Source organism: Brevibacillus sp. NPDC058079 (assembly GCF_042885155.1).
Taxonomy (GTDB): Bacteria; Bacillota; Bacilli; order Brevibacillales; family Brevibacillaceae; genus Brevibacillus.
Genome location: NZ_JBHVSO010000009.1, coordinates 124,192 through 147,344, shown reverse-complemented (window position 1 = coordinate 147,344; position 23,153 = coordinate 124,192). Strand labels below are relative to the sequence as shown.

18 protein-coding genes and 1 riboswitch are annotated in these 23,153 nt (G+C 49.8%); of the genes, 2 read left to right on the top strand and 16 right to left on the bottom strand.

Translation table 11 applies throughout. The features are described 5' to 3' along the window. Positions 1-15: 15 nt before the first annotated feature. The 14 genes from ACFVS2_RS24470 to ACFVS2_RS24405 all read right to left on the bottom strand — a co-directional run bounded on the left by ACFVS2_RS24470 (position 16) and on the right by ACFVS2_RS24405 (position 18,516). A complete protein-coding gene (locus ACFVS2_RS24470) occupies positions 16-1,446 on the bottom strand; it encodes a PTS mannitol transporter subunit IIBC (protein ID WP_390238529.1) in 1,431 nt (476 codons plus the stop codon). A gap of 190 nt (positions 1,447-1,636) precedes the next feature. Then, positions 1,637-1,960 (bottom strand): PepSY domain-containing protein, encoded by a 324-nt coding sequence (locus ACFVS2_RS24465; protein ID WP_007724997.1) that lies wholly within the window; start codon positions 1,958-1,960, stop codon positions 1,637-1,639. Positions 1,961-2,110: 150 nt separating this feature from the next. Further along, on the bottom strand, positions 2,111-3,673 hold the full coding sequence (gene cshA / locus ACFVS2_RS24460; protein ID WP_390238526.1) for a degradosome RNA helicase CshA: 1,563 nt from the start codon (positions 3,671-3,673) through the stop codon (positions 2,111-2,113). Between the two features lie 252 nt (positions 3,674-3,925). After that, on the bottom strand, positions 3,926-4,783 hold the full coding sequence (locus ACFVS2_RS24455) for a transporter substrate-binding domain-containing protein (RefSeq protein ID WP_390238523.1): 858 nt from the start codon (positions 4,781-4,783) through the stop codon (positions 3,926-3,928). Between the two features lie 117 nt (positions 4,784-4,900). After that, positions 4,901-6,874, bottom strand: coding sequence for a methyl-accepting chemotaxis protein (locus tag ACFVS2_RS24450; protein WP_390238520.1), 1,974 nt, complete (start codon positions 6,872-6,874; stop codon positions 4,901-4,903). 72 nt (positions 6,875-6,946) lie between these two features. Then, positions 6,947-7,047, bottom strand: a riboswitch (cyclic di-GMP riboswitch). Between the two features lie 138 nt (positions 7,048-7,185). After that, complete coding sequence (locus tag ACFVS2_RS24445; RefSeq protein ID WP_390238517.1) at positions 7,186-8,814, bottom strand: formate--tetrahydrofolate ligase; 1,629 nt, start codon at positions 8,812-8,814, stop codon at positions 7,186-7,188. A 147-nt stretch (positions 8,815-8,961) separates the two neighbouring features. Beyond that, positions 8,962-10,326 carry an FAD-binding oxidoreductase gene (locus ACFVS2_RS24440; RefSeq protein ID WP_390238514.1) on the bottom strand — a complete coding sequence of 455 codons (1,365 nt, stop codon included), beginning with the start codon at positions 10,324-10,326 and terminating at the stop codon, positions 8,962-8,964. Between the two features lie 16 nt (positions 10,327-10,342). Continuing rightward, entirely contained in the window at positions 10,343-11,617 is a 1,275-nt protein-coding gene (locus tag ACFVS2_RS24435) for a TRAP transporter large permease (protein WP_390238511.1), read from the bottom strand. Between the two features lie 7 nt (positions 11,618-11,624). Then, complete coding sequence (locus ACFVS2_RS24430) at positions 11,625-12,092, bottom strand: TRAP transporter small permease (RefSeq protein WP_173619859.1); 468 nt, start codon at positions 12,090-12,092, stop codon at positions 11,625-11,627. Between the two features lie 64 nt (positions 12,093-12,156). Then, on the bottom strand, positions 12,157-13,212 hold the full coding sequence (locus ACFVS2_RS24425; protein WP_390238507.1) for a TRAP transporter substrate-binding protein: 1,056 nt from the start codon (positions 13,210-13,212) through the stop codon (positions 12,157-12,159). A 62-nt stretch (positions 13,213-13,274) separates the two neighbouring features. After that, positions 13,275-14,045 carry an SDR family oxidoreductase gene (locus tag ACFVS2_RS24420; protein WP_390238504.1) on the bottom strand — a complete coding sequence of 257 codons (771 nt, stop codon included), beginning with the start codon at positions 14,043-14,045 and terminating at the stop codon, positions 13,275-13,277. Further along, positions 14,042-15,466, bottom strand: coding sequence for an aldehyde dehydrogenase family protein (locus tag ACFVS2_RS24415; protein WP_390238501.1), 1,425 nt, complete (start codon positions 15,464-15,466; stop codon positions 14,042-14,044). The genes ACFVS2_RS24420 and ACFVS2_RS24415 overlap by 4 nt, the downstream gene beginning before the upstream one ends. A gap of 20 nt (positions 15,467-15,486) precedes the next feature. After that, positions 15,487-16,563 (bottom strand): tartrate dehydrogenase, encoded by a 1,077-nt coding sequence (locus ACFVS2_RS24410; protein WP_173619863.1) that lies wholly within the window; start codon positions 16,561-16,563, stop codon positions 15,487-15,489. Between the two features lie 219 nt (positions 16,564-16,782). After that, complete coding sequence (locus ACFVS2_RS24405; protein ID WP_390238753.1) at positions 16,783-18,516, bottom strand: sigma-54-dependent Fis family transcriptional regulator; 1,734 nt, start codon at positions 18,514-18,516, stop codon at positions 16,783-16,785. A gap of 243 nt (positions 18,517-18,759) precedes the next feature. On the opposite strand from ACFVS2_RS24405, the gene adh reads away from it, so the two are divergent. Next, on the top strand, positions 18,760-20,280 hold the full coding sequence (gene adh, locus ACFVS2_RS24400; protein ID WP_390238498.1) for an aldehyde dehydrogenase: 1,521 nt from the start codon (positions 18,760-18,762) through the stop codon (positions 20,278-20,280). Between the two features lie 3 nt (positions 20,281-20,283). Then, positions 20,284-20,634: a DUF779 domain-containing protein gene (locus ACFVS2_RS24395; RefSeq protein ID WP_390238495.1), complete on the top strand. Its 351-nt coding sequence runs from the start codon at positions 20,284-20,286 to the stop codon at positions 20,632-20,634. A gap of 57 nt (positions 20,635-20,691) precedes the next feature. Here ACFVS2_RS24395 and ACFVS2_RS24390 read toward each other — a convergent pair whose 3' ends face one another. Together ACFVS2_RS24390 and ACFVS2_RS24385 are read right to left on the bottom strand one after the other, a co-directional pair. Continuing rightward, positions 20,692-22,437 (bottom strand): DEAD/DEAH box helicase, encoded by a 1,746-nt coding sequence (locus ACFVS2_RS24390; protein ID WP_390238494.1) that lies wholly within the window; start codon positions 22,435-22,437, stop codon positions 20,692-20,694. A gap of 18 nt (positions 22,438-22,455) precedes the next feature. Continuing rightward, complete coding sequence (locus ACFVS2_RS24385) at positions 22,456-23,076, bottom strand: class I SAM-dependent methyltransferase (RefSeq protein ID WP_390238492.1); 621 nt, start codon at positions 23,074-23,076, stop codon at positions 22,456-22,458. Positions 23,077-23,153: the final 77 nt, after the last annotated feature.

The window sequence follows — 23,153 nt, the reverse complement described above, 5'->3', positions numbered from 1 at the left end:
TAGCGTTGATTCCCTTTACCCCAGGCGTTTGACCAACTTGTCATACTCGGGACTATTCAAGAAATTTTCAATGGAGATATGCTCCGCAGAAGGCGCTTTGACCTGCGCTCTTTCTGTTAAAGACTTGTGCGTAATGACAATATCAGCGTCACCTGGAATGTCGTTGATCGCCGTATTGATGACCGTAATCTCGGTCAGTCCCGCATCCTTGAACTTTTTACGCAAGGACGCCGCACCCATCGCACTAGAGCCCATTCCCGCATCGCAAGAGAAGACAACTTTTTTCACGTCAGCAGCAGCTACCTCATGCTTCACTGGAGCTTCTACCGCTTCTTGTGCCTGTGCTTTTTTGCCTTTCATCTCTTGCATTTTTTCTGTCGCTTTTTCTAGTTCATCTTCGTCTGTCTTCGCGCTCATTTTCAAGAGAGCAGACGCTATGAGGAAGGACACGACAGTCGCTGCCAACACACCAGCCAGTACCGGTAGCAATCCACCACGTGGAGCCATTGCAATCAAAGCGAAAATACTACCTGGAGACGGTGGCGCCACCAATCCTGCGCCAAGCAGCGTGAAGGTAAACACACCAGCCATCCCGCCACCAATGGCCGCTAGAATCAGACGCGGATTCATCAGCACATACGGGAAGTAAATTTCGTGGATACCCCCGAAGAAGTGAATGATGACAGCACCTGGCGCGGATTGCTTGGCACTGCCTCTGCCAGCAAGCCAGTATGCCAACAATATTCCCAGACCTGGCCCCGGATTGGATTCAAGCAGGAAGAAAATCGATTGCCCCAGCTTCGCCGCTTCATCCAGACCGATCGGGCTCAGAATACCGTGGTTAATCGCATTGTTCAGAAACAGGATCTTCGCTGGCTCGATGAAAATGCTGGCAAGCGGCAGCAATCCTGCACCTACAATGACTTCTACACCCGCTGCAAGCGCCTTGCTCAAGCCTACAACGACAGGCCCAATTGCTTGGAAAGCCAAAAGTGTCAGTAACCCGCCCACAATACCAGCGGAAAAGTTATTCACTAGCATTTCAAAGCCGGAACGAATTTTTCCTTCGAACAATTGGTCCACTTTTTTCATGACCCAGCCGCCCAAAGGCCCCATGATCATGGCTCCCAGGAACATCGGGATGTCTGCACCTACGACAACCCCCATCGTAGCGACGGCACCTACGACCCCGCCTCGAACATCATGGACCATCTTCCCGCCGGTATAACCGATCAGCAGTGGCAGTAAATACGTAATCATCGGTCCAACCAGTTTGGCCAAATTTTCGTTAGGCAGCCAACCCGTTGGGATAAATAAAGCGGTAATCAATCCCCAAGCGATGAAAGCACCGATATTTGGCATCACCATCGCACTCAAGAACCGTCCAAACTTTTGTACCGAGACCCGTATTCCACCCGAAGTGTTTTTTGTTTCCACGCTCTCCATACTGCACCCTCCTTTACCCCTATTTATGAGATGTTGACATGATTAAAATGATAATGTGTACACCTCAAATATAAAGCGTTTTCATAGGGGGTAACAACAAAATCAAAGCGCGAATTTGTCTGAGTCGTTGTTGCCAAAACTTAATTGCCCATAGGAAAAAGACCTCTGCCCAGTTGCAGAAGCCTTCTCCTTACAAATTTTCCGATTCAACCTTGATCACTTTTCCGGTCTTCACATCGACATCAATCTCAAACACCTGATTTTGCTCGGTGAGAATAATAATTTCATACGCGAGAACACCTTCGTCTTTTTCCAATTCAACATGGACAACCCGCCCTTTTACCTGCTGCAAGGCGATTCGTATGGCGTCCTCTTTGGTAATGTCTGTTGGCTCGATAATCGCAGAAATCTCCTTCGCTTGATCAAGGGAATGTCCAGTTGCATGAACCGACATCCCCCCACCCAATACGGCGAGCCAAATACCAGCCCACTTTCCAATGGCTGTTTTCCTCATGCGTGCACTCTCTCCCTGCGCGAAAAATCCGTGCCAAAACACTCCTAGTTTGTCACAGATCACCCTAAATATTCGCAGGCAGGTCAACATGAAAAAAAGACCGATGCGCACAAGTGCACACCAGTCTTTGCTTACTATACCGCTCGATTCTTAGCTGCGTGGTTGACGAGATTCGCCACTGCGTGGACGGGAGTCACCGCTACGTGGACGAGAGTCACCGCTGCGTGGACGAGAGTCACCACTGCGTGGACGAGAGTCACCGCTGCGTGGACGAGAGTCACCACTGCGTGGACGAGAGTCGCCATTGCGTGGGCGAGATGGACGCTTTCCACCAAAACCGGAACCGGAACCGAAGCCACCTTTTCCTTTTGGAGGTAGCTTTTTCTTACCTACACGAAGAGGAGCCTCTTCTGTCAGGCGAACTGGAGTCATATCTGGCTCTTTGGTCAACAGCTTGAGTGCTGCGGAAACGAGTGTTACGGAATCGACATCCTCCAGCAATTGCTCTGCCAGCGTTTTATAAGCAGACAGATCGTCTCTTCCAGATGCTTCGAGAATTTTGTCTACCGTCATCTTTTGTTGACCTTCCAAAGCCTCAGCCATCGAAGGAACCGCACGGCGCTCCATGCGACGGTTCGTTGTACGCTCAATCAGACGCAGATGGTCGATTTCACGGGAAGTCACAAACGTGATTGCCAGACCTGTTTTACCAGCACGTCCCGTTCTACCGATACGGTGAACGTAGCTCTCGGAGTCTTGTGGAATATCAAAGTTAAATACATGCGTTACACCACTGATGTCCAAGCCACGTGCAGCCACGTCAGTCGCTACCAGTACTTCGATCGTACCTTCCTTGAACTTGCGGAGCACGCTGTCGCGTTTCGCTTGGTTCAAGTCACCGTGGATACCTTCTGCACCATAACCACGCTTGGTCAGGGCTTCGGACAGCTCATCAACTCTGCGCTTGGTTCTACCGAAAATGATAGCCAGCTCAGGGGAGTGAATATCCAGCAAACGGCACAGTACATCGAACTTCTGCTTTTCAGCTACTTCCATGTATTCCTGTGCAATGTTTGGCACGGTTACTTCTTTTGCTTTCACTTGAATTATGGTTGGTTCGTTCATGAACTGTTGCGCAATTTCTTGGATCGCTCTCGGCATCGTAGCTGAGAACAGCAGCGTTTGACGATTGTCTGGAACCTCTTTCAAGATTTCCTTGATGTCGTCGATGAAACCCATGTTCAGCATTTCATCCGCTTCGTCCAAAACAACAACCTCAATGGCATCCAGACGAATGGTTTTTCTTCTCATGTGGTCCATGAAACGACCAGGTGTTGCTACGATGATTTGTGGACGTTTTTTCAACGCCTTGATTTGACGCGTGATGTCTTGACCACCGTAGATTGGCAGGGCAGAGATGTTTTTGAATTGGGCAATTTTATTAATCTCTTCTGCAACCTGAACAGCCAGCTCACGAGTAGGAGTCAATACAACCCCTTGAATGTTTCCGCTTGTTTCATCCAAGCGTTCAATCAATGGAATACCGAATGCAGCCGTTTTACCAGTACCTGTTTGCGCCTGACCGATCAGGTCGCGTCCTTGCAACGCTACTGGAACGGTTTGATCCTGAATCGCTGTAGCCTCTTCGAAGCCCATATTGCTCAAAGCTCTAACAATGGAGTGATGTAAGCCAAAATCATTAAAAGTCGCCAATGAATGTCAGTCTCCTTTATCAATACCTTCATATATAAAATTCTCATAAAAAAGGGCACTATTCCTTACGATCCGGAACATGCCCTTTTATCCCCGATTGTACGTAGCACCCTAAAGAACATAGCTGTAATCGTACCATGCAATGCTTGAAAAAGCAAACTGCATATATACCCAAATCGTCCCAATTTGTGCTGATTCAGTTTGTAAAAAAAAGAAAGCAGCCCAGGACTGGGCTGCTTGTCTGTCATGGAATTATTTTACCCATTTGTTGTAAAGCTCATCGAACATTCCTTGCAGTTTCATCTCGTCCATCCACAGATCCAGGTAGTTAGCGAAGATGGTGTCTCCGCGATGGATCATGTACGCTTTTTCACTCTTTGTGAACGGGTTGTCGGTCAGAGCTGGATACAGGCGGGAATCTGCTTTGGAATACACAATCGCTTCCAGCGTATCTGTGATCATCACATCGTACTTACCGCTTGCTACCAGACCAGGAATGTCGAGGTTGTTTTGTTCAACCGTTACAGTTGCTTTTGTCAGATGCTCACGAACGAATTTTTCGTTGGTGCCACCTGGATTCACACCAATGCGCACCTCTGGCTTGTTGATGTCTGCTACACTCTTGTACTTGTCTTTGTCTTCTGCACGAATGAGCGGAGCTTTACCGAACATAATATAAGGATCGCTCATGTGTGCTTTTTTCTGGCGGTCTGTGTTGCGCGTAACGCCTCCGACAGCAATATCGAATTTATTTGCCAAGAGATCGTCCATCAGTGTCGGCCAAGAGGTTTGGACAAAACGAGCCTCTACTCCCAGGCTTTTTGCGAATTCTTTCATCGCATCGATATCGTAACCTTCGAATTGGTTTGTTTTCGGATTCAAATATGTAAACGGTTTGTAGTCCCCCGGAGTACCTACGAGGATGTAGCCTCTCGCGATGATTTCATCCAAACGGGATTCAAACTTCTTCGCTTGCGGTTTTTTAGCAGTTTCAGCAGCTACGGTTGTGACAGGCTTAACCGCTGTTGCGGCAAAAGCACCTGTTCCTGATGTCATGAGCATTGTTGCAGCGAGTGTGCTCGCCAAGATTGTTTTTGTAAATTTTTTCATCTGGTTTCTCCTCCTGTTAAACGGTAATGAATTTAGTTATCAGAAACAAACTCCATCATCCCTTAATGGCATCCCCCCTTTCAAAGAAAGAGGACTTACAACCTGTTGAGCTGCCTCCTACACAGTAAACCTGCCGATTCCTTGTTGTAATTCTTCTGCCACTGCGTTCAAACGCTCGACAGACTGGCCAATTTCCTGGATGGCTTGAAGCTGCTCTTCGGTTGCCTTTGCCACCGTTTGCGCGTCGAGTGAAGCATGTTTCGCAATGCTATGCATTTCATCTACAGAAGCACTCACCTGTTGGGAGCCTGCTGACATTTGTTCAGATGCTGCGGATACTTCCAAAATGTGCGCGGCAACGTTACGGGAAGATTCCAAAATATGCCCGAAGATTTCACGAACCTCTTCAACCAGTTGAATACCTTGCTGTGCGTTTTGGTTGCCCGCGGTCATGACCTCTACCGCATGATGAGTATCCTGCTGGATTTCCCCGATCAGCATCGCGATTTTGGATGCGGATTCTTCGGATTGGTTCGCCAGTTTTTTCACCTCTCCGGCAACGACAGCAAACCCACGTCCATGCTCGCCGGCACGTGCTGCCTCAATCGAAGCGTTCAAGGCAAGCAAATTGATTTGCGAGGTCAACTGACTGATCGTATCGAGAATGCCTTCGATTTCTTTGGAACGATTGTTGAGCTGCTCGATGGCTACTGTCGCCTTCGATGTTCCCTCGCCAATGCTTCCCATCTGGAGAACTGCCTGCTCTACCACAGCAGTTCCTTGTTCTGCCTGCTCTGTTGCTATCTGGGCAGCCTCTGAAACATATGCAGACGTCTCCGCGATTTTCACGATGCCTGCTGCCATGTCATTCATAGACAACGCGACATCCTGCGAGCTGGTGGCTTGCGCCTCTGCTCCCTCAGAAATCTGTGCAATAGACAAACCGATTTGGTTGATGTTTTCCGTCGCTTGTTTAATGCCTTCGGATACTTCCTGACTAAACTGCTGTACTTGATCAGATGACAGAGATACGTCTTCGATCAAATTTTTCAAGTGCGATACGGTCTGGTTAAAGTCACGGGACAGAACGGCAATCTCGTCTTTTCCATCAACCGTTACGGTCTCTCTCAAGTTCCCCTGCGCCACTACATTTACTGCGTGATTCAGACGCTCAATTGGTTTCACCATGCGTACAGCTAAGAAATAAACGAGGAGAACCCCAATTGCCAACACGATGAGGGAAATAACCATCAATCGGACTGACAGTTGATCGACAGGCGCATGCAGCTCCGCTACAGGTGCAGTGATGTATACGCCCCAGTTCAAACTGGTAGGAGAATAGGAAGCAAATCGCTCTGTATTCTCGTATATATATTGGGCGATTCCATGATTCCCTTGCTTGATATCTTCGAAAGCAGTCTGAAGCTCAAGAATCCCCAAGTCGAGAATCGATTCCTTCAGAATGTACTCGCTATTCGGATGATAAATAAATGTTCCTGTTTTGCTTACTAAAAAGGCGTAGCCGAATTCTCCAAATTTCTCCTCGGACACCTTTTTTTGGATTTCATTAATAGGAATAGTAGAACCGATATAACCGTATTGACGATTGTCCTTCATCAATGGAACGACAAGGGTCACGATGTTATTCCCTGTCCGCTTCGAAATGACTGGCTCGGAGACAACAACCTTCCCTTCCCCTTTACTAGCTTCCTTAATATGCGGACGATCCGAGATGTCGGTCACTTCTCCCATGAAATTGATCACTTTCTTACCACTTAAGTCATGCGAAAAGAAGAACGTCTCAAACTCAGGGTTTTTCTTTTGGGCTTCTTGAATGAGTTTCAGGTCGAATTCGACATTTTGATCAGCCGACATCAACCCTCCGATCGTACTTACAATCTCAATTTTTTCTTGAAAGAAACCATCGATACGAATCGAGAGATTGCTAGCTGACAACTCAGCTTCTTTGTCCAGACTGTCTGCTAAAAGATTGGAAGCACTCCAATAGCTTGCACCGCAAACCGTACCCAAACTAATAACCAACAGCAGGCACAAAACGATAATTAGCTTATTCTTCAAACTATTTCTCATACCGAATCACTTCTCCCTTCTCTTTTTTCAACAAAAAAAAGACTGCCCACCGACAGCCCATCATGACTACGGTATGGCAACCCGGCTGTCCTAGCTGCGAAAGTCATTTGACTTCCGTCCTTAGACCCGTGGCTTTGCGTCCCTACCTTTCAGCAGGTTTGCCTTTGTCATTCCTTGTTGTTTTTTCAATTTAAGTCCACTTTTTTTCAATCTCACCTTTCATTTCCCATAACTTTCCGCTAATAAACCTCGAAATGGAAAAAAAGCTGACAACCTTTTACAGTTGTCAGCGTTTTGTCAAACTTTTTTGATTAGCTTAATCCGATCACTTGCCCATCCTCGTCTACATATAACGATTCCGCAGCCGGCTTTTTCGGGAGGCCTGGCATCGTAACCAAGCTTCCGGTCAGTGCGACGATAAAACCAGCTCCTGCTGATATGCGCACTTCGCTCACTTGAATCGTGAAGTCAACAGGTGCCCCCAACAGATCAGCGCGATCCGTAAAGGAGTACGGTGTTTTCGCCATGCACACAGGCAGATGGGACATGCCCATTTCTTCTACCTTTTGCATCGTTTTCAATGCAAGCGGCGAAAAGACAACCCCTGATCCACGGTATACTTCTTTCACGACTGTTTCAATCTTGTCTTTTATGCTGAGGTCTTCCTCATACAAGAATCGGAAGGATGAAGGACGCTCTGCTGCACGAGTCACTTTTTCAGCTAGCTCGACACCGCCAGCTCCTCCTTCTGCCCATACTTTGGACAGCGCCGCTTCGGCTCCGGCCGCTTGGCACAGCGCAATTACGGCATCGACCTCTGCTTGGGTATCCGTCGCAAAATGATTGATAGCCACCACTGCTGGCACACCGAACTTCTCCAGGTTTTCCAGATGGCGCTTGACGTTTTCGAAGCCTTTTTCCAGAGCAGACAAGTTCTCCACTGCGAGGTCAGGTACTTTTACGCCGCCGTTGTATTTCAACGAACGAACCGTAATGACCACGACAGCAGCCGATGGAGTCAGACCTGCTTTTCTACACTTGATGTCAAAAAACTTCTCTGCTCCCAGATCCGCACCAAAGCCCGCCTCTGTTACCACGTAATCCGCCAGCTTCAAGGCCATCTTGGTTCCGATCACGCTGCTGCACCCATGCGCGATATTGGCAAAAGGTCCGCCGTGAATAATGACTGGAGTTCCCTCGATTGTCTGTACGAGATTGGGCTTGATCGCTTCCTTCAAGAGAACGCACATCGCATCGACCGCGTTGATTTCTTCTGCCCGTACTGGCTGATCATCAAAATCGTAACCAATAATGATATGGTTCAACCGCTCGCGCAAGTCTGCTAGATTCTCACTCAAGCATAAAATCGCCATGATTTCCGACGCGGTCGTAATCATGAAGCCATCCTCACGCGTCATTCCATTGCCGTCACCCAGACCAACAACGATGTTACGCAGTGCGCGGTCGTTCATGTCCATTGCCCGTTTCCAGACGATTTTCTTTGGATTGAGCCCACGCGGATTGCCATGGAAAATATGATTGTCGATCATCGCTGCCAACAAGTTATGAGCAGCTGTAATCGCATGAATGTCCCCTGTAAAATGCAGGTTAATTTCATCAGCCGGGAGAATTTGTGCTTGGCCACTTCCGGTTGCGCCTCCTTTGATCCCCATGCAAGGACCCAAGGACGGCTCGCGAAGCGCTGCAATTGTTTTCTTCCCGAGATAATTTAATGCTTGTGACAGACCAATCGTCGTAAGCGTCTTGCCTGCTCCCGCCGGGTTAGGGTTCATCGCTGTAACAAGAATCAGTTTGCCATCAGGGCGATCCTTCACTTGCTCCCATAGCTCATCTGATAGTTTGGCCTTATACTTTCCGTATAGCTCCAAATGCTGTTCTTCGATACCTGCAATCTTGGCAATTTCAACAATAGACTTCATGCTTGCCTCCCTGCCACACCAGAATGTAATGCACCAGTTACCAATCTTCTACATTCTGCATTTTTCCTTTTTCTCCTCTCCTCTTCGACACATTACGCAAAAGAAAAAGCCCACATTCCGACAAACGTTCAGAATGCAGGCTCTCTGTTATTTCTCGAAAATTTTTCCCGGATTCAAAATACCGTTCGGGTCCAGCACATGCTTCATGGCTTTCATAACGTCCAGTGCTTCTCCGTGTTCCTTGCGCTGGTATTTGATTTTCCCCACACCCACACCATGTTCTCCGGTGCAGGTTCCTCCCCGACTCAATGCGTATTCCACCAGATGGGCATTTACTTCCTCGGCACGCGCCACTTCTTCGGGGTCATTCAGGTCGATCATCAGGATAGCGTGATAGTTCCCATCCCCGACATGGCCTGCAATCGCTCCATCCAGCCCAGCGCGATCAATGGCTTGCCGCGCGTCCACAACTGCTCCTGCCAGTTCGGAAATCGGCAAGCAAACATCTGTCACCATCAGCTTTTTCCCGGGGGATTTGTGCAGGAAGGCATACGCCAGGTTATGACGAGCATCCCAGAGCTGCGTCCGCGCCTTCGAATCAGTTTCAAAAAGAAACTGCGTGCAGCCATGTCCATCGGCGATGTTCTGCGCAAAGTCGATATCATACGCGAGCCCTTGTTCACTGCCGTGGAACTCGATAAACAGCGTCGGTGCTTCCGGGTAGCTCGTTTCTTTGTACAGATTCACTTGTTGGATGGAACGTTCATCAACCAGCTCGATTCGCGCTACTTGAATACCCGCTCCGAGAATATCCACGACGGTATCGACAGCATCCTGCACGGAAGGGAAGCTGGCACGCGCCGCCGTTGTCGCCTCAGGGATGCCGTAAACACGCAAGGTCAGCTCTGTGAATACACCAAGCGTTCCCTCCGACCCGACAAACAGCCCAGTAAGATGGTAGCCTGAAGAGGATTTGGCTGTCATGCTCCCTGTACGGATGATACGTCCGTCCGCCGTCACCACTTCCAGATCGCGCACCTGATCACGCATTACGCCATAGCGGACAGAGGTTGTTCCGCTAGCGTTTGTAGCAGCCATCCCACCCAGAGTCGCGTCCGCGCCAGGATCGACGGAGAAAAACAAACCATGCTTTTTCAATTCTTTATTGAGCTGAGTGCGCGTCACACCGGGCTGGACTCTCACGAGGAAATCCTTCGGTCGCACCTCCAGCACTTGGTTCATCAAGGAAAAATCCATGCTAATTCCGCCCGAATATGGAATCGCGTGGCCTTCCAGACTGGTCCCCATGCCAAACGGCGTTACCGCAATGCGCTTTTCGTTGGCCAGCTTCATGATTTGACTGACTTCCTCTGCCGTCTGCGGAAATACGACCACATCCGGAAGATGCGGGGTATGGTACGATTCATCATGACTGTGGTGCTCCAGTATAGTGGGGTTGGTCGATACTCGTTCTTCCCCCAGCAGTCCCACTAACGCTTGCTTGTAATCCACGTTGGTTCCCCCTCCGTTACTTGCTCAAGTTAACAAGGAATAAGCTGATTTCAGGAATGTAAGTGATGAGCATCAAGTCGACGATCATGATGACCAAAAACGGGATCACCGCTCGCTCAATCTCCGTATTCTGGAGCTTCGCAATATTTCCTGCTACCAACAAATTGATCCCAACAGGTGGGGTCAGCATACCGATCGCGGAGTTGACGACCATGATCACCCCGAATAGCACCGGATCAATGCTCAAAGAATTCGTGATCGGCAGCAGGATCGGTGTCAGGAGAATGATCGTAACCGCCGTTTCCATGAACGTCCCCAAAATCAGCAGCAAGATGTTAATAATGAGCAACGTAATGATCGTGCTGTCGGTAATCCCCAGCATGAATTGCGCAATTTCCTGCGGGATGTTTTCCCTCGTCATCAGATAACCAAATGCATTGGCGGTCGCAATAATAAGCATGATGACCGCTGTCATGCTGGCAGAGCCCGCGAATATTTCCCCCAGGTCCTTCCACTTGATCTCCCGGTAGACGAAAAGCCCGACAACCAGACCGTAAATCACGGCTACCACTGCTGCTTCTGTCGGAGTAAAGACAGCTCCGTATATACCGCCAAGAATAATGATCGGCATGAGGATCGCCAAAATAGCGTCCTTGAATGCCTCCCATATCTCTTTAGACGTATGCTTCTCTCCGCCACCCCAGTTGTTTTTCTTACTGATCCAATACGAGTACAGGATCAGCGAGATCGCTACGAGAATCCCCGGTCCAATCCCAGCAATAAACAAGTCGCTAATCGAGGCACTCGCTGCTACTCCGTACAAAACCATTGGCACGCTCGGAGGAATCATGACACCGATTGTTCCGCCTGTTGCATGCAAGGCCGCAGAAAACCGGACATTATACCCTTTTTTGACCATGTGCGGGATCAAAATTCCCCCTACGGCTGCCGTTGTCGCAGCAGAAGAACCCGATATCGCTGCAAAAAAAGTACAACCCATGACCGCCACGATTGCCAATCCACCCGGAAGGTTCCCGACAATCGTATTCGCAAAACGAATCAGCCTAGCCGAGATTCCACCTGTTTCCATTAGCTTTCCTGCCAAGAGGAAAAACGGGATCGCCATCAGTGGGAAGGAATCTGTCCCGTTGAACATCTTCTGAATGACAACCAGAAGAGGGATGTTTCCCTCCAGCATAAACACGACAACGACAGATAACCCCAGTGCCACCCCAATCGGTACGTTCAGGATCAGGAGCACCAACAGTGTTACAAACAAAATCGTACCCACAATCTGGTCACTCCTTCCCGGTAATGTCTTTCCATGTCACATGGATCACGTTCATGATGAGTAAGGCACCGCTGACCGGAATCACCATGTATACATAGCCCATGGGAACGAGCAGAGTGGGTGAGGTTTGCGTCATGCTTCTCGTAGATAACAAGTAGCCTTGCTGAACCATGACGAGAAAGAAAAGCAGACTACACAAAGCGGCAATAACCAGCACCACCTTGTTCATGCGAGGCGACAAGTACTTTTGAATGTATTCTGTACCGATGTGTGCTTTGATCGACATCGCGTACGCTGATCCCAGAAACGTGATCCAGATTAGCAAATACCGAGCCAATTCCTCCGTCCATGCCAAGGGCTGGTCGAGCAAAAAACGGAAAAGCACCTGCAAGAAGACAGCGATCACCATAATAGCCAGAAGGGCAATGATGAAAAAACGAAGGATGCTGTTTATTTTGGAAACAAGGTTGCCCACACACAATCTCCTTTCGCAGGAAAAAGGGGAGAAAAGCCAGAGTGGCTCATCTCCCTTCTGCCGTTTATTTTGTATTTACAATTTGATCCACCAGCTCTTTGCCAAACTGCCCGGAAAATTTGTCATAGACAGGCTTCATCACATCGCGGAAAGCTTGCTTATCAACATCCTCGGTAATGACTACACCTTTTGCTTTAATATTGGAAATGGCCTCTTCTTCCATCTTGATCATCAACTCGCGCTCGTACTGACCTGCTTTTTTTGCTTCCTCGGCAAGAAGTTGCTGGACATCTGCCGGGAGCTTATCCCATACAGGCTTGCTGAACAAGATCATCGCCGCTGAGTAGACATGCCCGGTCAAGGCCATTTGTGTTTGCTTAGATTCATATAGCTTGTAGGTCTGTGCGACAATCGCCGGATTTTCCTGGGCATCGACGACTCCTTGTTGCAGCGCCGTCAGCGCCTCTGTCCAAGCCATTGGGGTCGGCTTCGCTCCCAATGCTTCGAATGCAGCCAGATGAATCGGGTTTTCCTGCGTGCGTATCTTCAACCCTGCCACATCTTCCGGCTTCTTGATCACCTTCGAACCGTTCGTAATATGGCGGAAGCCGTTTTCAGCCCAAGCCAGCCCGACCAGATTGGCGTTTTCCAAATCCTTGAGGATGTCCTGCCCGACTTGTCCGTCGAGTACCTTGTACGCCTGCTCACGGCTATCAAACAAGAACGGGAGATCAAGCACGCCCAGCTTCGGATGGAAGTTCATTACGGGCGCAGTCGAGGTAATCGACATATCCGCCGTTCCAAAGGTCAGCGCCTCTGTCAATTCACGCTCCGCTCCTAGCTGGCTCAGCGGATACACCTCGATTTTCACTTTTCCGTTCGAGCGCTTGTCGACATCCTCAGCCATTTTTTTCAATGCCAAATGGTATGGATGATCTTCCGTCAGTGAATGCCCTGCTTTGAATACATAGCTTTGGCCGTCACTTTTCGGCGCTTCAGTCCCCCCAGCTTGTCCCGCAGGCGGAGCAGTCTGTTGACCGCCTCCTCCTCCGCACGCCGCCAGAAATAATGACACAGACATGATGCTCGCTAGCACGAAGCTCCCCTTCTTCCGAAACATGCGATAGTACCCCCTGTTGATTCTTTTGTTTTTTAAATAATATGAAAATTTAGTTCATTTTACTAGATCCCTCTTCCACCGTCTACATTCATGACCTCGCCCGTGACAATTTTGGATAGATCAGAACCCAAATAGAGAGCCGCATGCGCGATATCCTCCGGCTGAATCAACATGCCCAATGGAACACTGCTGATGAAAATATCTTTTTTCCCGGCCTCTACTTCCGCTTCATCTCCATTGATAAACTTACCCAGCATCGGTGTCTCTGCCGGCCCTGGATTGATGACATTGACCCGGATTTGAAAAGGAGCGAGCTCAATCGCCAGTGCTTTGCTCAACATGATAGCTGCCCCTTTGGACGCGCAGTACGCATTCAACCCCGGACGGGCTCTGATCCCGGCAATCGAAGCGATATTGATGATGCTGCCTTTCCCCTTCTCCTTCATGTAGGGAACCGCATGCCTTGTCGTCAAAAAGATCGACTTCGTGTTCACAGACATGATGCGATCCCACTGCTCCAAGGTCAGCTCCTCAATGGGTGTAAACGCTTGGGGAACACCCGCGCAGTTGACCAGGACATCGATCGAGCCGTATGTTTCGAGCGTTTCCTTCACGAGTGCAGCGACGCTCGTATCGTCTGCCACATCCGTTTGCACCGCATGACCTTTTCCTTGTGGCAGCTCTTGAGCGACCACTACTGCCGCCTCTTTGTTCAAATCAGCCAGGATGACGTTGGCTCCCTCGTCCGCAAAAAGCTTCGCAATGGCCTTGCCCATTCCTGACGCGGCCCCTGTTACAATCGCCGTTTTTCCTTGCAAAAGTTGCCCGCTCATAGGTTGATCACCACCATTCGCTCTTCTGTCATCTCTTCGACGGCGTAACGCGGACCTTCCTTGCCCAATCCGCTGTTTTTAATTCCGCCGTATGGCATGACGTCATTGCGATAGGTCGATACGTCGTTGATCACCACGCCACCGTACTCCAGCACGCGTGCCGCTTTCATCGCGACGTTCAAATCACGGGTAAAAATCCCCGCCTGCAAGCCGTACTCCGAATCATTGGCTTGTGTAAAAGCATCTTCAAGATCACGGTACGGAATGATCGTAACGACAGGCGCGAACACTTCCCGGCAAACCACCTTCATCTCTGGTCTTGTATCCACCAACACAGCGGGATAGAAGAGTGCCCCTTCCCGTTTGACAGGCATGAGCGATCTTGCCCCTTGGCTAATTGCTTCCTGTACCCATTCCTCTGTACGGCTCGCCTCTTTTTCACTGATCATCGGGCCGACATCCGTCTCCGGATCTTCCGGGTTCCCTACCTTCAATTGATGGACATGCGAGATATACAAGTCACTGAACGCCTGTATAACTGATTCATGCACGTAAATGCGCTGGACAGCAATGCATGCTTGACCAGCATTGTGAAAGCTGCGGGCAGCTGTTTGACGGGCTGCTAGCTCCAAATCTGCATCGAGGTGCACGATATTGGGAGAGTTGTTACCCAGCTCCAGCGCAACGGGACGCATGCCACTTCGCTCCTTGATGCGGCGACCGACTTCTCCTGACCCGGTAAAGGTGTACATGGCGATGCGCTCTTCATCGAGCAGCCATTCCCCTACCTGACTGCCTGCCCCTGTCACGATATTTACATAGCCTTTTGGCAGGCCTGCTTCCTCCAGAATCTCCACCAACAGAAAGGTTGCGATAGGCGTGACTGTAGCTGGCTTAACCACCAGTGTATTTCCTGCGGCAAGCGCTGGCGCGATCTTGTGCGTGCTGAGCAGCAAGGGATAGTTAAACGGCGTAATGGCACCGATTACTCCCTTTGGCACCCGAATGGTAAAGCCCAGACGGTTTTCCGAGCCTTCTGTTGCTTGCAGCGGAATCATTTCCCCGTGAATTTTCTTGGCTTCCTCTGCCGACAAGCGCAGTGTATTGATCGTCCGATCCAGCTCATTCATCGCGTCCTTGCGCGTTTTGCCCACTTCGCGAATCAAGGATCGCTCCATCTCATCCCGGCGTTCCTCCATTAGCTCAGAGGCTTTCAGCAAGATTTTGTATCGTTGAAAAGGGGTCAATTTGTCCGCCTTAAACGTCTCCCACGCAGCTTCCACCGCTTCTGTTACATGGTGCTGACAGGCCTTGGAAATACGCGCGATGCACTCGCCCGTGTACTTGTGAAGGACGGGAATGTAGCTCTCTGTTTTCACCCATTCTCCGCCGATGTACAAATCATACGATCTCGCTTCCATGTCCTCTTCCTCCCTTATATTTATCTCGTTGTTTGATAGATGTGGCGAACGATTTCGTCTCCCAATTCTTTTGTTGTCGCCGTCCCCCCAAGATCAGGAGTGAGCACCTTGCCATCTTGCAACACGTTTTCGATAGCGTTCATGATGACAGCACTGAGCTCTGGCAGATCGAGATGATCCATCATCATGGCGAGGCTCCATACTTGTGCAATCGGATTGGCGATTCCTTTCCCCGCAATATCTGGCGCAGAGCCGTGAATGGGCTCAAACATCGATGGATACGTACGCTCCGGATTGATGTTCGCAGAAGGAGCCAAGCCCAAACCTCCGACGATCGCTGCCCCGAGATCGGTCAAAATGTCCCCAAACAAGTTGCTCGCGACAACGACATCAAACGTTTCTGGTCGCGTGATGAAATACGCAGCAAGTGCGTCGATATGATACAGATTGGTCTGGATACCTGGGTATTCCTGACTGACTTCCTTGACGATCTCATCCCAAAACGGCATGGAATGGTTGATGCCGTTGGACTTCGTAGCCGCGGTTACGCTCTTTTTCGAACGTTTTTCCGCCAGTGCGTAAGCGTATTTGAGGATGCGCTCTGTGCCGTACCGGGTAAATACGTTGTTCTGCACCGCCATTTCGTACGGTGTCCCCTGGTGCATGCGCCCTCCCATATTGGAGTACTCACCCTCCGTATTCTCCCGCACCACGACGAAATCGAGATCGGCATGCCCTTTATAGCGAAGAGGGCTTTCCAGACCTTTGAGCAGCTTGACCGGGCGAAGGTTCACATACTGCTGGAATGCCCGCCGAATCGGCAAGATCAACTCCCATACAGAGACATGGTCTGGAACCTCGGGCGCACCAATTGCACCAAGTAGAATCAAATCATAGTCTTTTAAAATATGGAGTCCATTCTCCGGCATCATTTTGCCGTGTTGGAGATAGTAGCTACAGTTCCAATCCATGACATCACGAGCAAACCGAATGCCGCCGTGACTCTCTTCTATGGCTCCCAACACCTTTAGGCCTTCTTCCATGACCTCGGGACCGATTCCGTCTCCTGGAATTACTGCAATGGAATAGTGAAGCAACAGTCTCCCTCCTAAAAATCTAAATTTTTTGACTTTATTCAACACTATCCACTTGCATGATTAATGCCAAGCTGCGTATCGTGCACCCTGACCGGATAAAACTCTTCTATCCCTTCCTCTCCATGCCTCACTCGCCTGGTGACATTGCAAAACAACGCAACAAAATGTTGCAACACGCATTGCAACATTTGTTCACGCCAAGCTATACCGTTTCATCCATTATGACTCTTCTTGATGGATCGGGGCTCCAATCTGGTATTCTTCTATTTTGCGGTATAGGGTATTTCGACCGATTTGCAGCATTTTAGCCGCCTTACTGACATTACCGCCACTTTTTTCGAGTGCCTTTTTGATCGCTCTTCTCTCTGTTTCACGTAGCGAAGGAATAGCATGATCCGAAGTCTCAGGCGAATCGACTTCCATCAACCCCTCCAGCTGAATATGATCGCAATCAATGGTGTCGCCCTCTGCCAAAAACACCGCTTGAATCAGCACTCCTTGCAGTTCCCGGATATTGCCCGGCCACGAATAAGCACACAGCTTATCCTTTGCCTCGGTGGTTAGTATGTACGGTTGTTCTATGTCGATTTGCTGCAATAGATGCTCCGCCACCTGGATGATATCACTGCGCTTTTTCAATGACGGCAAATGAATGGAGACACCTTTGAGCCGGTAGTACAGGTCAGCCCGAAAACGTCCCGCCTTGATCTCCTCTGACAGGTTTCGATGCGTAGCGGCAATGATCCGTGCATAAATAGGGCGGGATTGATTGCTCCCCACTGGGGTGACGACCTTTTCCTGCAAAACGCGCAGAAGTGCCGCTTGCGCACGCAAAGACATATCCCCGATCTCATCCAAAAAGATCGTGCCCTTTTTCGCCGCTTCAAACTTTCCGATTCTTCCTTCCCGATGTGCCCCAGTGAATGACCCACTTTCATATCCAAACAATTCGCTCTCGATTAAATTTTCCGGAATCGAACTACAGTTCACTGCGATAAAAGGCTCATGCGCGCGCGGACCTGTCTCATGGACCATTTGAGCGAACAGCTCTTTTCCTGTACCGCTTTCCCCCAATATGATTACAGGAAAATCTACCTGCGCTGCCTTTTGTCCGAGCATCTTTGCCTGCATGAAGAGCGGGCATGAACCAACTAGACGCGGAAACGGCTTCGGCTGTTCTTTGGGTGCCGCAGACCAAAAACGCGGGCGATGATCTTTCACATTACGACCAGCACGCTCTTGCTCCGCACTTACTCTTGTTCCCAAGGCTTCCTTTCCGAGCTGCTGCTGCGCGACCTCATTTAGGCCCACGATACGCTCGTCCCGATCTAAGCCGACAAGTGCCAGCTTTCTTCGACCATCTCCAGGGCTTGATAGAGTTGGTAAGGCAATCACGCGCTCCGCATCTGCTAACAAAAAGCGGTTTTGCAGAGCCTCTGCGATCATGCAAGCAATTGTTAGGGCAAACGGATGGGAATATTCTTTACGCGTACTAATGTCAATGATGCCCAACAGCTCACCCGCAGGTGAAAAAATAGGTGCCGCTGAGCATGTAAGAAAGCGATTTTCCAAGAAGTAGTGTTGCTCTCCCTGTACCTGAATCGGCTGTTGTGCGATCAGTGCTGTCCCAATCGCATTGGTTCCTTTATAATCTTCTGTCCAGTTCGCTCCGATTTGCAGCTGTACTTTTTGTGCCTGGTTGGCGAAGACTGGGTCCCCGATCGTTTGAATAATATTTCCTTCCCGGTCAGACAAGAGTGCGATGTGCTCTGTCGATAACAAAAAGGGAGCAAGCTTGTTAAAAAGCGGGAGACTTTCGCGAATCAGAGGGTGATTATCCTGAATGATTTCTTTGATTCGTCGGGCAGAAATGATTTGATCATTGGCCTTCTCCGTAACCTTGAGGTTCGATTCCTGACAGCGCTTCCAAGATTGCTGAACAATCGTCGACAACACGATTCCCTCCCCCGAAAATCATTCCCTCTCAGTATAACATGAGAGTCTTTGCTATAGAAAAACCAGTCGAACCACGAGCACATTTGTCCCAATACGGAACACGACATGATCCATTATGGAACAATTTCTACCTGCATCCGCTCAAGAAAACGCTGTCATTTCGAGCTTTTCACGTTGGTACGAGACTTGCTTTTAGAGAGGGCTGTAAAGAAATATGTGATAAATGAGGAGGCGCTCGCAATGATCTTTGCTCAGCCCGGCCAAGCTGGTTCCAAGGTGACTTTCAAAAATCGTTATGAAAACTACATCGGGGGTAATTGGGTTCCGCCAGTAAAAGGTGAGTATTTCGAAAACGTATCACCTGTAACAGGCAAGGTCTTTTGCGAGGTAGCCCGCTCGACAGCCGATGATATTGAGCTGGCACTGGACGCTGCCCATGAGGCAAAAGACGCGTGGGGTCGTACCTCTGTTGCACAGCGCGCGAATATTTTGTTAAAAATCGCGGATCGGATGGAAGCAAATCTGGAGATGCTGGCAAACGCAGAGACGTGGGAAAACGGCAAGCCCGTTCGTGAAACACTAGCGGCTGACATCCCGCTGGCGATTGACCATTTCCGTTACTTCGCTGGAGCGATCCGCGCGCAAGAAAGTACACTCGCTGAAATCGATAACGATACGGTCGCTTATCATTTCCATGAGCCACTCGGTGTCGTTGGTCAAATTATTCCGTGGAACTTCCCGCTCCTCATGGCTACATGGAAGCTGGCTCCAGCCCTGGCTGCGGGCAACTGCGTCGTCCTCAAGCCTGCGGAGCAAACACCTGCATCCATCATGGTGCTGATGGAGCTGATCGGCGACCTGCTCCCTCCTGGCGTCATCAACGTCGTGAACGGCTTCGGTCTGGAAGCGGGTAAACCTCTCGCTTCAAGCAACCGCATCGCGAAAATCGCCTTTACGGGTGAAACGACGACAGGGCGTTTGATCATGCAATACGCTTCCCAAAATATCATTCCGGTGACGCTGGAGCTGGGCGGAAAATCGCCAAACATCTTCTTCCCGGATGTGGCTGCAAAAGACGATGCCTTCTTTAACAAAGCGATTGAAGGATTCGTACTGTTTGCGCTCAACCAAGGCGAGGTTTGCACATGCCCATCCCGCGCACTCATTCACGAAAGCATTTACGACCAATTCATGGAGCGTGCCCTGCAACGCGTAGCCAATATCAAGCAAGGAAATCCGCTCGATACCGATACGATGATCGGCGCACAGGCTTCTTTGGAGCAGGTAGAAAAAATCCTCTCCTACCTGGATATCGGCAAACAAGAAGGAGCCGAATGCCTGATTGGCGGCGCTCGTGCACAGCTTGCAGGTGATCTCGAGGGCGGCTACTACATCCAGCCAACTGTCTTTAAAGGCCACAACAAGATGCGCATCTTTCAGGAAGAAATCTTCGGTCCGGTCGTCTCCGTAACAACCTTCAAGGATACAGATGAAGCGCTCGCCATGGCAAATGATACGCTGTATGGCTTGGGTGCTGGTGTATGGACACGCGACACGAATACTGCCTATCGAATGGGCCGCGAAATCCAGGCTGGTCGCGTGTGGACCAACTGCTACCACGCTTACCCAGCTCACGCAGCATTTGGCGGCTACAAAATGTCCGGTATTGGCCGAGAGACACACAAAATGATGCTGTCTCACTACCAACAAACGAAAAACCTGCTGGTCAGCTACAGCGATCAAGCTCTGGGCTTCTTTTGATCAATGAGCCAGCCTGAAAAAGTGCTCGCGACAGATGCTGCACTGGCACTAATTGAACGACTTCGCGCCAAACACGGTGACCTGATGTTTCACCAGTCAGGGGGCTGTTGCGATGGCAGCTCCCCCATGTGTTACCCACTCGGAGAATTTCTCGTGGGTGAGCAGGACGTCCAGTTGGGCGAGATCGGTGGTTGCCCGTTCTACATGGGCAAAGCGCAGTATGAGTATTGGAAGCATACGCAGCTCATCATTGACGTCGTGAATGGGCGGGGCGGAATGTTTTCGCTGGAAGGACCCGAGGGGGTACGCTTCCTCACGCGTTCACGGGTATTTCCAGACATGGAACCGGAATAAAAGAAAGACCGCTCCTGCCTTTTTGCTGGCTGGAGCGGTCTTTTTTTGTTTGGATGACTATCTCGATTTTTTGCGAGAGGTACGATTTGCAGGAGCATTGCTTGCTCGATTGCCTTGTTTTGCATTCGGGCGTGCTGAGCCGCGTTGAGCAGCTACTGGCTTGCCCTTGGAATTGCTCGACTTGCGATCATAGCCACCTGTTGCTCGGTTACCATCCTTTGGCTTGCGATCATAGCCACCCGTTGTTGCTCGGTTACCGTCCTTTGGCTTGCGATCATAGCCACCTGTTGCTCGGTTACCGTCCTTTGGTTTACGATCAAAGCCACCTGTTGTTGCTCGGTTACCATCCTTTGGCTTGTACTCGAAGCCACCTGTTGTTGCTCGGTTACCGTCCTTCGGCTTGCGCTCGAACCCGCCTGCTGCACGGTCTCTGCCTTTCGCCTTGCTCTCAAAGCGACCTTCTACGCGTTCACGTTTCCCTGAATTACGCTCAGAACTGCCGCCTTTTGATTGACGTCTTCCATCTCCATCACGACGCTCTCTAGAGCCTTGCTGTCTTCCCTCAGCGGACTTTCCTTTCCCTCTTGCCTCTCTGCCCTGCTTGTCCCCGCGCCGATCTGCTTTCTCGGCTCGCTCCCTCTCAGGCTTTTGCTTTTTCTGATCGCCCGACTCTCCACGATCCATTTCACGCCGCTCCAGAGACAGATTGATCCCTTCTTCAATCTCCCTGAGCTGCCCCCAATCCTTCGCTGCTACCAAGGTAAAAGCGGTCCCTTTTTCCTTGGCTCGCCCCGTTCTGCCAATCCGGTGTATATAGCTGTCCACATCTTCCGGGATATCATAATTGAAAACGTGCGTGACTCCCTCGACATCAAGCCCGCGCGCTGCCACATCCGTTGCAACCAGGTACTGAATCCTGGCCTCGCGGAATCGCTTCATGACATCCTCGCGCTTCGCCTGTGACAAATCGCCGTGCAGCTCGTCAGACATATAATCGAGACCTTGCAGCTCTGCATTTAACTTACTGGCTCTACGCTTTGTTCGGCAAAAGATCACCGCCAGAAACGGCCGTTGTTCATCCAGCAGACTGCACAGCGTAGCTTGCTTCGCGCGATCTGTGGTCTCCACTGCAATTTGGCGAATATCATCTAACGTAATTCGCTTGCCCTGCACTTTGATGTTTTCCGGCTTTTGCATAAAGCGCTTCGCAAGTGCTTGTACCTGCTCTGACATAGTGGCCGAAAACAGCAAGGTCTGTTTTTCAAAAGGCGTATTTGCCATAATATCTTCTACCTCAGGCAAAAAACCCATATGAAGCATTTGATCCGCTTCATCTAGGACAAACATCGAGACTTGCGATAAATCAATCGTCCCTCTTCGCAGATGATCCAGCAAACGTCCCGGTGTCGCGATGACCACATGTATTTTTCCTTTCAGCTTTTTCAGTTGCTGATTGACATCTTGTCCACCATAAACCGCGAGTACTTGGATGTCTTCCAGCTTTTCCGTCAGCTTCTTTACCTCTGCCGTAATTTGCAAGGCAAGCTCCCGCGTAGGGGTAAGAATCAACGCCTGAACATGCGTCGCTTGTGGATCTGCTTTTTCCAAGATCGGCAGGACAAATGCGAGTGTCTTCCCGGTTCCCGTCTGTGCTTGCGCGATTACATCTTTTCCTTCCAGCACAACAGGAATTGCTTTTTCCTGAATCGGTGTAGGCTCGGTAATCCCGTTTGCTTGCAGAGCATCTATCAGTTCCTTATGTATTCCCAATCTCAAAAAATCAGTCAGTTTCGCCATCTCCATTCATAAATCGATCCATTATTACTTCGTACATACTGCCATGCCGATAAAGTACCGTATGCCATCTCGGGGTGTTTTTTCAAACGTAACGCCTCTCTGATAGTACATATCCACGTCAGAATAGCGTACAAACAGTTCCGCGAACTCTTCCGGCGTCAACTGATGAACATGGAAGGGCTCACTCGTCTGCATGCCCCGTCCTCTGCCAAAGGGACTGGACAGCACGAGCGTACCACCTGGTTTCAGCATCCGATACAAGTTATCCATAAACAGCAAATCGTCTGCGACATGCTCAATCGTCTCAAAGCTCAAAATCGTATCAAACAACCCCAATTGCTCGGGAAGCGCCGGATCAAGTGCGTCACCCTGCTGATACGTAATCTTTTGATGGTTGTATTCCCGATTGGCATAAAATATCGTCGCCTCATCGTTGTCGACTCCGATCAATTCCGTCAGCTCTCGTTTTCGATCCTTTGCGATCATATGACATCCGTAGCCGGTACCGCAAGCGATATCCAACACTCGACCTTTTACATAAGGTGCGGCAAAATAATATCTGGCTATATGCTCCAGCAGCATGCCATTCGTAGGTTTTAACAGCTTGGGGATGATTCTCTCCCCTGTCCATTCCAGCAAAGCCATCACCAATTTTCTCGTATTCTTCCTCACATCTTACCTTATTTATCGGCTTGATCCTATCAGCTAGCATTTCCTGAACA